This is a genomic window from Mycolicibacterium austroafricanum, from assembly GCF_000612725.1.
Lineage (GTDB): Bacteria > Actinomycetota > Actinomycetes > Mycobacteriales > Mycobacteriaceae > Mycobacterium > Mycobacterium austroafricanum.
The window spans coordinates 1,169,606-1,181,817 of record NZ_HG964450.1 but is presented as its reverse complement, the minus strand read 5'-3'; the positions used below and the strand labels follow the sequence as shown (position 1 = coordinate 1,181,817).

Sequence of the window (12,212 nt, the reverse complement as noted above, 5' to 3'; positions counted from 1 at the left end):
GTCCTTCTGACGCGAGAGTTGCGGTGCTCTAGACGTGCTCGGCGACCGACAGCGCGGCGTTGATCGCGTCCACCCGGTCCTTGGCGTCGCCGAACAGCATCTGGGTGTTCTCCCGGAAGAACAACGGGTTCTGCACGCCGGCGTAACCGGAGGCCATCGATCGCTTGAACACGATGACGTTGTCGGCGTTCCACACCGTCAGCACCGGCATGCCGGCGATGGGGCTGCCGGGATCCTCCGACGCCGCCGGGTTGACGGTGTCGTTGGCGCCGATGACCAGGACGACGGAGGTGCCGTCGAAGTCGTCGTTGATCTCGTCCATCTCGAGCACGATGTCGTAGGGCACCTTGGCCTCGGCCAGCAGCACGTTCATGTGGCCGGGCAGCCGGCCCGCGACGGGATGGATGCCGAAGCGGACGTCGACGCCACGGTCGCGCAGCTTGCGGGTCAGGTCGGCCACCCCGTACTGGGCCTGTGCGACGGCCATGCCGTAACCGGGGGTGATGATGACCGAGCTGGCCGACGCCAGCAGTTCGGCCGCACCCTCGGCGGTGATCTCGCGGTGCTCGCCGTAATCCTTGTCCTCGGCCGGGCCTGCCTCGATCCCGAAACCGCCCGCGATCACCGAGATGAAGGAGCGGTTCATCGCCTTGCACATGATGTAGGACAGGTACGCACCGGAGGAGCCCACCAGCGCGCCGGTGACGATGAGCAGGTCGTTGCCGAGCAGGAAGCCTGCCGCGGCCGCGGCCCAGCCGGAGTAGCTGTTGAGCATCGACACCACGACCGGCATGTCGCCGCCGCCGATCGAGGCCACCAGATGCCAGCCGAGCGCCAGAGCGAGCACCGTCACCACCACAAGCAGCCACAGTTGCGGGTCGATGACGAACCAGACGGTCAGCGCGATGAACACCACGAGCGCACCGACGTTGAGAATGTTCTTGCCCGGCAGCATCAGCGGCGCCGACTTGATCCGTGCCGAGAGCTTGAGGTTGGCCACGATCGAGCCGGTGAACGTCACCGCGCCGATGAAGACGCCGATGACGACCTCGGCCGAGTGGATGCCGAGCATTCCTTCGCTGCCCAGTTGCAGGGCCTCGGCGCTACCGGGGTCACCCTCGACGTGCAGGTAGCCGTTCCAGCCGACCAGTACGGCGGCCAGACCGACGAACGAGTGCAGCAGCGCGATCAGCTCCGGCATGCCGGTCATCTCGACGATCTTGGCGCGCCACAGGCCGATGGCCGCACCGATGGTCATCGCACCGACGAGCAGCGCCAGGCCCAGCGGCTCGATATGGCGGGCCAGCGCCAGCGCGATGGTCGCGACGAGCGCCACCACCATCCCGACGATCCCGAAGGTGTTTCCGGCCCTTGAGGTTTCGTGCCTGGACAGCCCGGCCAGGGCCAGGATGAACAGCAGGGCCGCGACGACGTAGGCCGCGGTGGCGGCGGTTTCCAGCGTGAACATGTTCCTAGCTCCTCGAGAACATCGCAAGCATGCGGCGCGTCACCGCGAAACCGCCGAATATGTTGATGCTGGCCAGAAGGATCGCCGCGAACGCCAGCGCGGTGATGGCGATGTTGCCGTGCCCGATCTGCAGCAGTGCGCCGACGACGATGATCCCGGAGATCGCGTTCGTCACCGACATCAGCGGCGTGTGCAGCGCGTGGTGCACGTTGCCGATCACGTAGTAGCCGATGACGATCGCCAGCGCGAACACCGTCAGGTGCACCTGCAGCGCCGCGGGGGACAGCGCGATCAACACGAACAGTGCCGCCGCGACCGCGAACGTGACGCCGAGGCGGCGCCCCGTCGTCATCGGCTTCTTCGCCGGCTTCTGCTCGACCGGCGCCGCGGCGGCGGCAACGGGAGCGGCCGACACCTGGACCGGCGGCGGTGGCCAGGTGATCTCCCCGTCGCGAACCACCGTCACCGACCGTTGCACGACGTCGTCGAAATCGACGGTGAGCTGCCCGTCCTTCTCCGGGGTGAGCAGCTTGAGCAGGTTGACCAGGTTGGTGCCGTAGAGCTGCGACGCCTGGGCCGGCAGCCTGCCGGCCAGATCGGTATAGCCGATGATGGTCACGCCGTTGTCGGTGACGACGGCCCGGTCCTTCACGGTGCCCTCGACATTGCCGCCGTTGGCCGCGGCCATGTCGACGATCACGCTGCCCGGCTTCATCGAGGCCACCATGTCCGCGGTGATGATGCGCGGGGCCGGCCGACCGGGGATCAGCGCGGTGGTGATGATGATGTCGACGTCCTCGGACTGCTGGGCATACAGCTGTGCCTCGCGGGCCTTGTAGTCGTCGCCCATCTCCTTGGCGTAACCGGTCGCCGAGACCTCGGCCGCCGCGGGGTCCACGGCCAGATACTCGCCGCCAAGGGACGCGACCTGATCGGCGACCTCGGGGCGGGGGTCGGTGGCGCGCACGATGGCGCCGAGGCTGCCCGCCGCGCCGATCGCGGCCAGACCTGCCACACCCGCGCCGACCACGAGCACCTTGGCCGGCGGCACCTTCCCCGCCGCCGTCACCTGCCCGGTGAAGAACCGGCCGAATCTGTGGGCCGCCTCGACGACGGCGCGGTAGCCGGCGATGTTCGCCATCGACGACAGCACGTCGAGCGACTGGGCGCGCGAGATCCGCGGCACCGCGTCCATCGCCAGCACCGTGATCCGGCGGGTGGCCAGCTGCTCGACCAGCTCCGGCCGCAGCGCCGGCGAGATCAGGCCGATCAGCGTCGCGCCGTCGCGCAGGGCGGCGATCTCCGCCTCGGTCGGTGCGTTCACCTTGAGCACCACGTCGGCCGACCAGACCTCATCGGGCGACCCGATGCCCGCGCCCGCCTCGGCGAACGCCGCATCGGAGAAGCTCGCCGCCGCACCCGCACCGGACTCCACCACCACCTGGTAGCCCAGCTTGATCAGCTGCCCGACGGTCTGCGGGGTCGCAGCGACGCGTGTCTCCCCAGGTAGAGACTCTCTCGGTATCCCGATGATCATCGAAATCGTTCCGATCTAGGCTTTGCTCTCAGTGTGGCCGGGGCGCCTGTGAGCGGTCCGGCACCGTGCTGCGTTGGACGGGTAAAGGTGTCAGTGTAAGAGGCGCGGGGCCGCTTGATGCACCCCGCCGGTGCGGGCGTGACGCATCGGCGCACCGTTGTAAAGGTCGGGCCCCACCCCATTTTGCTCGCGGTGAGCCTAGCCATTCCCGGAACGTGACGCATCCGTCAAGGTCTGCCGGTGTCCGTTTTCGTCGACATCGCACCGGACCCGGATCTGGGGGCGCGTCACCAGACCCGGGGCAGTGACGCGCGCCCGGGTCGGAGTCGGTGGCGCGGTCGGCTGACCCGCGCCGCGCTGCCGCTGCTCTCGCTGCTGGTGTTCGGCGTCGCCTGGCAATTCGCCGCGGCCAGCGGCGTCTGGAGCCAGACCTTCGTGCCGTACCCCGCCACGGTGTGGGGGGCCTTCGTCGACGTGTCGACCACGCACGACGGGGTCCGTGGTTACGCCGGGTACCTGTTGTGGGAGCACCTCTACATGACCCTGCGGCGGGTCCTGGCCGGCGTCGCGATCGGCGTCGTGCTGGGCGTGCTGCTCGGCCTGGTGATGGGATCGGTCGGCTGGGTCCGCAGTGTGCTGGAACCATGGCTGACGTTCCTGCGGGCGCTGCCACCGCTGGCCTACTTCTTCCTTCTGGTCATCTGGCTCGGCATCGACGAGGCTCCCAAGATCACGCTGCTGGCGCTGGCCGCGCTGCCGCCCGCCGCGGTGGCGACCACCGCCGCCGTCGTCGCCGCCCCGGTCGGGCTGCAGGAAGCCGCGAGGGCTCTCGGCGCGTCCCGCAGCCAGGTCATCCGCGACGTCGTCGTCCCATCGGCGCTGCCCGAGACATTCACCGGAGTCCGGCTCGCCGTCGGCATGGCGTACAGCTCGGTGGTGGCCGCCGAGCTTTTCAACGGCATCCCGGGCGTCGGCGGATTGGTCAAGGACGCAAGCAATTACAACAACACCCCGGTCGTGCTGGTCGGGATCTTCGCCATCGGGTTCTCCGGTCTGGTGATCGACGGTCTGCTTCGCGCCGCTGAGCGGCGCGCTGTTCCCTGGAGAGGAAAGGTCTAACCGAATATGAAACTCAAAGCCCTTCTCGTTGCCCTCATCTCGGCCGTACTGGCTCTGGCGGGCTGTGCTGTGGACAACGGAGGGCAGCAAGGCAACGACTCAGGCAAGCCGACCATCCGGATCGGCTACCAGACCTTCCCGAGCGGCGACCTGATCGTCAAGAACAGCACGTGGCTCGAAGAAGCGCTGCCCGACTACAACATCAAGTGGACGAAGTTCGACTCGGGCGCGGACGTGAACACCGCCTTCGTCGCAGGGGAACTCGACTTCGGCGCGCTGGGCTCGAGCCCCGTCGCGCGCGGCCTGTCCGAGCCGCTCAACATCCCGTACAAGGTCGCGTTCGTGCTCGACGTGGCCGGCGACAACGAGGCCCTGGTGGTCCGCAACGCGGCAGGTATCGACACCATCGCGCAATTGAAGGGCAAGCGCATCGGCACCCCGTTCGCGTCCACCGCGCACTACAGCCTGCTGGCCGCGCTCGACCAGAATGGCTTGTCGGCCAACGATGTTCAGCTAATCGACCTGCAACCGCAGGCCATCCTCGCGGCCTGGGAGCGCGGGGACATCGACGCCGCCTACACCTGGCTGCCGACCCTGGACGAGCTGCGCAAGACCGGCCGGGATCTGATCACCAGTCGTCAGCTCGCCGATGCCGGCAAGCCCACGCTCGATCTGGCGACCGTCAGCGACGAGTTCGCGTCCGCCCACCCCGAGGCCGTCGATGTGTGGCGGCAGCAGCAGGGACGCGCGCTTGACCTCATCCGGGAGGATCCGCAGGCTGCCGCCGAAGCCATCGCCGCCGAGATCGGCCTGACCCCGCAGGATGTGGCCGGTCAACTCAAGCAGATGGTGTTCCTCACCCCGCAGGACATCTCATCCACGGAATGGCTTGGCACTGAGGGTAATCCAGGCAACCTCGCGGTGAACCTGGAATCCGCTTCGCAGTTCCTGGCCGATCAGTCGCAGATCCCGGCCGCGGCGCCGTTGAAGACGTTCCAGGACGCCGTCTACACGAAAGGCCTACCGGGTGCCCTCAACGAATGACGGTGCGATACGGATCGATTCGGTATCGCATCACTACGGCAGCGGAGGTGCTGAGGTCACCGCGCTCGGACCGGTCGACCTGACCGTCGATCCGGGATCGTTCCTGGTGCTCGTCGGCGCCTCCGGGTGCGGCAAGAGCACGCTGTTGCGCTTGCTGGCGGGCTTCGAGGAGCCCAGCCAGGGTTCGGTGCAGGTGGCCGGTGCGCGCCCCACACCGGGGGTGACGGCCGGGGTGGTGTTCCAGCAGCCCCGGCTGTTCCCGTGGCGCACCGTCGGCGGCAACGTCGACATGGCGCTCAGGTACGCGAAAGTGCCGCGGGACAAGCGGATCGAGCGCCGCGAGGAATTGCTCGGGCGCGTGGGTCTTGAGGGCACGGCCGGCCGGCGGATCTGGGAGATCAGCGGTGGCCAGCAGCAGCGGGTGGCGATCGCGCGGGCACTCGCGGCGGAGACGCCGCTGTTCCTGCTCGACGAGCCGTTCGCGGCGCTGGACGCGTTGACACGGGAGCGGCTGCAGGAGGACGTCCGGCAGGTCAGCGCCGAATCGGGCCGCACGACTGTTTTCGTCACCCACAGCGCCGACGAGGCGGCCTTCCTCGGCTCGCGGATCGTGGTGCTGACCCGCAGGCCGGGCCAGGTGGCGCTGGACATCCCGGTCGACCTGCCGCGCACCGGGGTGGATCCCGACGAGCTGCGGCGTTCGCCGGAGTACGGGCAGCTGCGGGCCGAGGTCGGCCGGGCGGTGAAGGCAGCCGCGGCGTAGCCGCGAGTTCAACGGGAGCGGCTTGAGCATCCCCGCCGTCTCGGGCCAGATCTCGAAACGGCACCGATCACGCATCGACATCGAATTCCCCGTGCGTCGGATGCGTTGGTGGCCTCACGATCATCGGCATGAGCAGGGTGGTCGAACGCGGGCTTGCCAGATGCCCGCGATGCGTCGCGGTAGCCGATTACGTCTTCATCGAGTCGGAGCGACACGGTACGCGCTACGAAGTGCGCTGCCGCAAATGCGGGGAGTGCTACGCCGAGGACAGCCGGCCGGGTGCCCCGCTGACGGCCACGGCCGAGGAGTCGTTGATCCAGTGGCCTCCGGACTGCGAGCCGGTTCCGCCACGGGACTGGCGCGAAGAGGTGCGATCGAAGTTGTCAGTGGCCGGCCAACGCGGCAGGGCCGAGGTCGACATCATGGGCAGGCGGGCGCATCAGGCCATGGAGTACGCCCGGATGTGGGTGAGCGAGCGCCGTTCGGCGCGGACGGTGGATCAGACCGGCGGGTAGGCAGGTGGCGGGTACACCCCGCGCAGGATCCACGCCCACCAGTTGATGCCGTACTCGAGCTCGTCACTTGCGTCGTAATCCGGGTTCGGGTCCACTGCGCTACCTCTCCGTCAGCCTGGCACGAGTCTAGACCGGCGTCGCTCATCCGAACACGGCAACGGCCTAGACTGAACCAACCAGTTAGTAGAACGTGCCGAGGCCGAGCCTGCCTATAGTGAGTCGCCATGTCTGAATCCACGACCAACGGGATGTCCCGCCGCGAAGAACTGTTGGCCGTGGCCACGAAACTGTTCGCCGCGCGCGGCTATCACGGCACGCGGATGGACGACGTGGCCGACGCGGTCGGCTTGAACAAGGCCACCGTCTACCACTACTACGCCAGCAAGTCGTTGATCCTCTACGACATCTACAAGGGTGCCGCCGACTTCACCGTGGACGCGCTGCACGACGATCCGACGGCCACCGCACGCGAGACGATCTACCACTTCACCCGGCGGTTGCTGGTCGGCATCGCCAACGACATCGAGCGTGCCGCCGTCTACTTCCAAGAGGGCCCCTACATCACCGAGTGGTTCACCGAGGAGCAGGTCGAGTACATCCGGGAGAAGGAGACCCAGGTCTACGAGCATGTCCGCGACGTGATCGATCGGGGCATCGCCAGCGGCGAGTTCTACGACTGCGACTCCCACGTGCTCGCCCTGGGCTACATCGGTATGACGCTCGGGTCCTACCGGTGGCTGCGACCCCACGGCCGACGGACCGCCCAGGAGATCGCCGTCGAGTTCAGCACCGCGCTGCTGCGCGGCCTGATCCGCGACGAGACCGTCCGCACGCTCTCCCCGCTGGGTGTCGGCATCGACGCCCCGGTCAAAACCCGGATTCTCGAGGAACCGAGCTAGGGGCACCGCCATCGCGGGTACCCGGGGCCGGTGACGGTTCGAGTAGGCACCTCCGGCTGGTCCTACGACCACTGGCGGAACGTGCTTTATGGACCGGGTCTGCCCGCGGCACGGCGGCTGGAGCGCTACGCCGCCGAGTTCGACACCGTCGAACTCAACGGCAGCTTCTACCGGTGGCCATCGGATGCGCAGTTCCAGCGTTGGAGAGACCAGCTGCAGCCCGGCTTCGTCATGGCGGTCAAGGCGGCGCGGGGGCTCACGCATGCCCGCCGGTTGCGTACGCCCGAGGTGTGGATCGAACGGCTGGAGCGGGGCTGGCGCGCGCTCGGCGATCGCGGCGGCCCCCTGTTGGTGCAGTTACACCCCGCGCTCGAGCGCGACGACGCACGTCTGGACCACTTCCTCGGCGCGATGTCGGCCGGCATCCCCGTCGCGGTGGAGTTCCGTCATCCGTCGTGGGATGACCCCGCGGTGTACGAGCTGCTGGAAAGGCACGACGCCGCGTACGTGGTGATGAGCGGAGGGGGACTGCCGTGCATCCTGAAAGCCACGGCCGGCTTCGTCTACGTGCGGTTGCACGGTCCCGACCCGCAGGCCATGTACGGCGGCTCCTACAGCGCCGACGATCTGCGGTGGTGGGCCGCACGCATCGGTGAGTGGGATGCGCAGGGCCGGGACGTGTACGTGTATTTCAACAACGACCTCGGCGGCAACGCGGTCCGCAATGCCCGGGATCTCAAGGCTGAGCTGGGTCGTCGACCGGAGGGCTGAGGATGTTGACCAGCGTGGGGCAGTGGATCATGACCACGGGCCTTCACATCGCCATGGTCGTGGTGTTCGCGCTCGTCGTCACGCGGGCCATCAGGTGGGCCGCCGAGCGCGTCAGCCGCCGCATCGCAGACGGTGACGACCGTGAGCCGACCGTGCGTTCGGAGACCGTCAAGCATCGGCAGGCGGTGGCTGCGGCCACGTCGTCGGTGGCCATCGGGGTGCTCTATGTCCTGGTCGCGTTGGACATCGCCAACCAGCTCGGCTTGCCGATCGCGTCGCTGGTGGCGCCTGCGGCGGTGCTCGGCGCCGCGCTCGGGTTCGGCGCCCAGCGTCTCGTGCAGGATCTGCTCAGCGGGTTCTTCGTGATCTCGGAGAAGCAGTACGGTTTCGGTGATCTGGTGGAGCTCACCGTCAGCGCCGGCGGCACCGCGACGGGCACCGTCGAGGCGGTCACGCTGCGGGTCACCAAACTCCGCACCAGCGAAGGCGAGGTGTACACCGTGCCCAACGGCATGATCGCCAAATCGCGGAACCTGTCCAAGGACTGGGCGAGTGCGGTCGTCGACGTCCCGGTGCCTTCCACCGCCGACATCAATCGGGTCAACGACGTCCTGCGCGAGGTGGCCGTGACCGCGGGGAACGACGAGGACCTGGCCCGGCTCCTGCTCGACGAGCCGCAGCTGATGGGTGTGGAGAGCATCGAGGTCGACACCGTCAACGTGCGGATGGTGGCGCGCACGCTGCCGGGCAAGCAGTTCGAGGTGGGTCGTCGACTGCGGGCGCTCGTGGTCGCCGCGCTGCGTCGGGAGGGCATCGCGCTGGCGGCCTGACCGGCCCGCCGAACTCGCTATGCTCTGCCGATGCCGTTGGTGAGTAAGACAGTCGAGGTGGAGGCTGCGGCCGAGACGATCATGGGGATCGTCGCCGACTTCGAGAGCTACCCGCAGTGGAACGAGGAGATCAAGGGCTGCTGGGTGCTGGCCCGCTACAACGACGGGCGCCCCAGCCAGCTCCGCCTCGACGTGGTGGTGCAGGGCCAGGCCGGCACCTTCATCACCGCGGTGTACTACCCGGGCGAGAACCAGATCTACACGGTGCTGCAGCAGGGCGACCACCTGTCCAAGCAGGAGCAACGATTCTCGGTCGTGGCGATGGGGGCGACGTCGCTGCTGACCGTCGACCTCGAAGTCGAGGTGAAGATGGCCGTCCCGAACGCGATGGTGAAGAAGATCGTCGGGGACACGCTGGACTACCTGGCGGACAACCTCAAGACCCGCGCCGAGCAACTCGCGTCGACGTAGCTCCCGGGTATCTGGTGCGGCTGGGGCACGTAGCGGCCGGGGTAAGTCGCGAAAGGCCGGGCTTGCGAGCCCCAGCGGCCACGCCTTCCCCACACCTGCACGTATTTCAGCGCTGCCCTCGCACCTCCTGAAAAGCAGCGCTGCCCTCGCACCTCCTGAAAGCGCAGACCCGTGCGACGCATCGGGCGCATGGGTCTTGAGCACGTGGTCGCCGCGAGCGGCGTCAGCCCCAGAGCCCGACCTGCTCGAGCCACGCGATCAGCCGTGCCCGGCCGTCGGTGAACTGTCCCCTGGTCAACTCGACGACCGTGTCCACATCGCGCCTGCGCAGGGCCTCGATCAGCTCGGCGTGGCTGGCGACCGCCACCGGGCCCCACGTCTCGTCGGAGGCGAACAGCTGCGGCGGTAGGTAGCGGGCGGCGTGCAGCAGGAACCACGCCAGCTTGATCCGGCCGCCGGCCCGGTTGAACGCCCGGTGGAACGTGAACTCCGCCCGCGCAACGCGGTCCGGGTCCCGTTGTTCGACCGCCTCGGCGAGGCGTTCGTTGAGCTGGGCCAGTTCGTCGATCTGCGCGTCGGTGATGTTGCGGGCGGCGGTCGCGGCCAGTTCCTGGGCGATGGTCGACTGCAGCCAGAAGATGTCCTCGATGTCGGTGCGTGTCAACGGCACCACCCGGTGTCCCCGATGCGGCTCCAACTCGACCATGCCCTCGCCGCGGAGCGTGCGCAGCGCCTCGCGCACCGGGGTGATGCTGACGCCCAGGCGCGCGGCGGTCTCGTCGAGGCGGATGAACGAGTCCGGGCGCAGCGCGCCGGTCATGATCTCGGCCCGTAGCCGGGCCGCCACCTCGTCGGACAGCTGCTCCCGCCGCACCGCACCGGCGACCGGAGTCCTGGCGGGGGCATTCATCCGTCGTTGCCTTTCCGGCCTGTCGGGCGAGGCGCCGGGACGGGTTGTCCTGTCGCCGCCGAGGTCCTAGTGTGACCGGGGCAACAACATGTTTGATCAAATATCATCCTTCCGCAACCCGTCGATGGAGCAGAAGACGTTGACCGAAGCGATCCAACAGCCCGGCTTTGCGACCGAGCAGCCCTACCTGGCGCGCCGGCAGAACTGGACCAACCAGCTCGCCCGGCACGCGCTGATGCAGCCCGACCAGCCGGCGCTGCGATTCCTGGGCAACACCACCACCTGGGGTGAGCTGGACCGGCGGGTCAGCGCCCTGGCAGGCGCGCTGCACAAGCGCGGCGTCGGTTTCGGCGACCGGGTGCTGATCCTGATGCTCAACCGGACCGAATTCATCGAAGCGGTGCTCGCCACCAACAAGCTGGGCGCCATCGCGGTGCCGGTGAACTTCCGCATGACGCCGGCCGAGATCGCGTTCCTGGTGTCCGACTGCGAGGCCAAGGCCATCATCACCGAGGCGGTGCTCGCCAACGTCGCGACCGCGGTCCGCGCCATCGATCCGACGCTGGCCACCGTGATCTCCGCCGGCGGCTCCGGAGATGACGTTCTCGGCTACGACGACGTGCTGGCCGAGAACGCACCGTGTCCGGTGGTCGACATCCCGAACGACGCGCCCGCTCTGATCATGTACACCTCGGGCACCACGGGGCGCCCGAAGGGCGCGGTGCTCACGCACACCAACCTGACCGGGCAGGTGATGACGCTGCTGTTCACCAACGGCGCCGACATCAACCACGACATCGGCTTCATCGGGGTGCCGTTCTTCCACATCGCCGGTGTCGGCAGCATCGTGTCCGGGTTGCTGCTCGGCAGGCCGACGGTGCTCTACCCCGTCGGCGCGTTCGACCCGAACGAACTGCTCGACGTGCTCGAGGCCGAGAAGGTCACCGGCATCTTTCTGGTCCCCGCGCAGTGGCAGGCCGTGTGCGCCGCGCAGAAGGCCAGGCCCCGCGACCTCAAGCTCCGCTTCCTGTCCTGGGGCGCCGCCCCGGCCTCCGACACGCTGCTGCGGGAGATGGCGGAGACCTTCCCCGGCGCGCAGATCCTGGCCGCGTTCGGCCAGACCGAGATGTCGCCGGTCACCTGCATGCTGTTGGGCGACGACGCGATCCGCAAACTGGGTTCGGTCGGCAAGGTGATCCCGACGGTGTCCGCGCGCATCGTCGACGAGGACATGAACGACGTGCCCGTCGGTCAGGTCGGGGAGATCGTCTACCGCGCCCCGACACTGATGGCGGGGTACTGGAACAACCCCAAGGCCACCGCGGAGGCCTTCGCCGGCGGATGGTTCCACTCGGGTGACCTGGTGCGTCAGGACGAAGAGGGTTACATCTGGGTCGTCGACCGTAAAAAGGACATGATCATCTCCGGCGGTGAGAACATCTACTGCGCCGAAGTCGAGAACGTCCTCGCCGCCCACCCCGAGATCGTCGAGGTCGCCGTGATCGGACGCGCGCACGAGAAATGGGGCGAGGTTCCCGTTGCTGTGGCGGTGGTGCGGAGTTCGCTGGAAGCAACACCGGGTGCGGGCATCGAGCTGGCGGATCTGGAGCACTTCCTCACCGAGAGGCTGGCGCGCTACAAGCACCCGAAGGCGCTCGAGATCGTCGATGCGCTGCCCCGGAATCCGGCAGGCAAGGTCCTCAAGACGGAACTGAGAATCCGCTACAGCGCCGCGAGTTTCGCTGACGCAGGCGAAAGTTCCACTCCGCCAACGATTTCAACCGCACCACAACGGAATTAGCGGCCGAGGACCGAACTTGCTTACGGTTGATCGTTCAATCCCGCCGATGCGGTACGCAGCGCCTCCGCGATCGGGTACAGTCCT

12 protein-coding genes and 1 pseudogene are annotated in these 12,212 nt (G+C 68.0%); 9 read left to right on the top strand and 4 right to left on the bottom strand.

Going from position 1 to position 12,212, the window contains the following annotated elements; genetic code table 11:
* Nucleotides 1-28: 28 nt before the first annotated feature.
* Nucleotides 29-1,468 carry a Re/Si-specific NAD(P)(+) transhydrogenase subunit beta gene (gene pntB, locus BN976_RS05645; protein ID WP_011777444.1) on the bottom strand — a complete coding sequence of 480 codons (1,440 nt, stop codon included), beginning with the start codon at nt 1,466-1,468 and terminating at the stop codon, nt 29-31.
* Nucleotides 1,469-1,472: 4 nt separating this feature from the next.
* Nucleotides 1,473-3,005, bottom strand: a complete 1,533-nt coding sequence (locus BN976_RS05640) for a Re/Si-specific NAD(P)(+) transhydrogenase subunit alpha (protein ID WP_036368648.1) — start codon at nt 3,003-3,005, stop codon at nt 1,473-1,475.
* Between the two features lie 240 nt (nt 3,006-3,245).
* Here BN976_RS05640 and BN976_RS05635 point away from each other — a divergent pair, with 240 nt between their 5' ends.
* The 4 genes from BN976_RS05635 (at nt 3,246) to BN976_RS05620 (ending at nt 6,446) form a co-directional block, all read left to right on the top strand.
* A complete protein-coding gene (locus BN976_RS05635; RefSeq protein ID WP_036368647.1) occupies nt 3,246-4,124 on the top strand; it encodes an ABC transporter permease in 879 nt (292 codons plus the stop codon).
* Between the two features lie 6 nt (nt 4,125-4,130).
* Nucleotides 4,131-5,168, top strand: coding sequence for a taurine ABC transporter substrate-binding protein (locus BN976_RS05630; protein WP_036368646.1), 1,038 nt, complete (start codon nt 4,131-4,133; stop codon nt 5,166-5,168).
* Nucleotides 5,152-5,931, top strand: coding sequence for an ABC transporter ATP-binding protein (locus BN976_RS05625; protein ID WP_036368645.1), 780 nt, complete (start codon nt 5,152-5,154; stop codon nt 5,929-5,931). Before BN976_RS05630 ends, BN976_RS05625 begins: the two co-directional genes overlap by 17 nt.
* Before the next feature lie 128 nt (nt 5,932-6,059).
* Nucleotides 6,060-6,446 (top strand): hypothetical protein, encoded by a 387-nt coding sequence (locus BN976_RS05620; RefSeq protein WP_011777449.1) that lies wholly within the window; start codon nt 6,060-6,062, stop codon nt 6,444-6,446.
* Here BN976_RS05620 and BN976_RS34285 read toward each other — a convergent pair.
* A pseudogene (locus tag BN976_RS34285) lies at nt 6,431-6,541 on the bottom strand (CAP domain-containing protein); the annotation flags it as partial. The gene BN976_RS05620 and the pseudogene BN976_RS34285 sit on opposite strands and share 16 nt — an antisense overlap.
* Nucleotides 6,542-6,670: 129 nt before the next feature.
* Here BN976_RS34285 and BN976_RS05615 point away from each other — a divergent pair.
* From BN976_RS05615 to BN976_RS05600, 4 genes are read left to right on the top strand one after another with little or no spacing between them, the layout of a single operon-like run.
* Nucleotides 6,671-7,345, top strand: coding sequence for a TetR/AcrR family transcriptional regulator (locus tag BN976_RS05615; protein WP_011777451.1), 675 nt, complete (start codon nt 6,671-6,673; stop codon nt 7,343-7,345).
* A 30-nt stretch (nt 7,346-7,375) separates the two neighbouring features.
* A complete protein-coding gene (locus BN976_RS05610; protein ID WP_036368644.1) occupies nt 7,376-8,116 on the top strand; it encodes a DUF72 domain-containing protein in 741 nt (246 codons plus the stop codon).
* 2 nt (nt 8,117-8,118) lie between these two features.
* Complete coding sequence (locus tag BN976_RS05605; protein WP_011777453.1) at nt 8,119-8,946, top strand: mechanosensitive ion channel family protein; 828 nt, start codon at nt 8,119-8,121, stop codon at nt 8,944-8,946.
* A gap of 30 nt (nt 8,947-8,976) precedes the next feature.
* Nucleotides 8,977-9,417, top strand: a complete 441-nt coding sequence (locus tag BN976_RS05600) for an SRPBCC family protein (protein WP_011777454.1) — start codon at nt 8,977-8,979, stop codon at nt 9,415-9,417.
* A 223-nt stretch (nt 9,418-9,640) separates the two neighbouring features.
* Here the strand turns inward: BN976_RS05600 and BN976_RS05595 are convergent, their stop codons facing one another.
* The gene (locus BN976_RS05595; protein WP_036368643.1) at nt 9,641-10,327 is read right to left on the bottom strand and encodes a GntR family transcriptional regulator; all 687 of its coding nucleotides are present in this window, start codon (nt 10,325-10,327) and stop codon (nt 9,641-9,643) included.
* Nucleotides 10,328-10,451: 124 nt separating this feature from the next.
* Here BN976_RS05595 and fadD5 point away from each other — a divergent pair, with 124 nt between their 5' ends.
* Entirely contained in the window at nt 10,452-12,128 is a 1,677-nt protein-coding gene (fadD5, locus tag BN976_RS05590) for a fatty-acid--CoA ligase FadD5 (RefSeq protein WP_036368640.1), read from the top strand.
* The last annotated feature ends 84 nt before the right edge of the window (nt 12,129-12,212 follow it).

Coding starts and splice junctions, on each gene's coding strand:
- pntB (WP_011777444.1), bottom strand. CDS start 1,468: ATGTTCACGCTGGAAACCGCCGCCACCGCGGCCTACGTCGTCGCGGCC.
- BN976_RS05640 (WP_036368648.1), bottom strand. CDS start 3,005: ATGATCATCGGGATACCGAGAGAGTCTCTACCTGGGGAGACACGCGTC.
- BN976_RS05630 (WP_036368646.1), top strand. CDS start 4,131: ATGAAACTCAAAGCCCTTCTCGTTGCCCTCATCTCGGCCGTACTGGCT.
- BN976_RS05620 (WP_011777449.1), top strand. CDS start 6,060: ATGAGCAGGGTGGTCGAACGCGGGCTTGCCAGATGCCCGCGATGCGTC.
- BN976_RS05615 (WP_011777451.1), top strand. CDS start 6,671: ATGTCTGAATCCACGACCAACGGGATGTCCCGCCGCGAAGAACTGTTG.
- BN976_RS05605 (WP_011777453.1), top strand. CDS start 8,119: ATGTTGACCAGCGTGGGGCAGTGGATCATGACCACGGGCCTTCACATC.
- BN976_RS05600 (WP_011777454.1), top strand. CDS start 8,977: ATGCCGTTGGTGAGTAAGACAGTCGAGGTGGAGGCTGCGGCCGAGACG.
- BN976_RS05595 (WP_036368643.1), bottom strand. CDS start 10,327: ATGAATGCCCCCGCCAGGACTCCGGTCGCCGGTGCGGTGCGGCGGGAG.
- fadD5 (WP_036368640.1), top strand. CDS start 10,452: ATGGAGCAGAAGACGTTGACCGAAGCGATCCAACAGCCCGGCTTTGCG.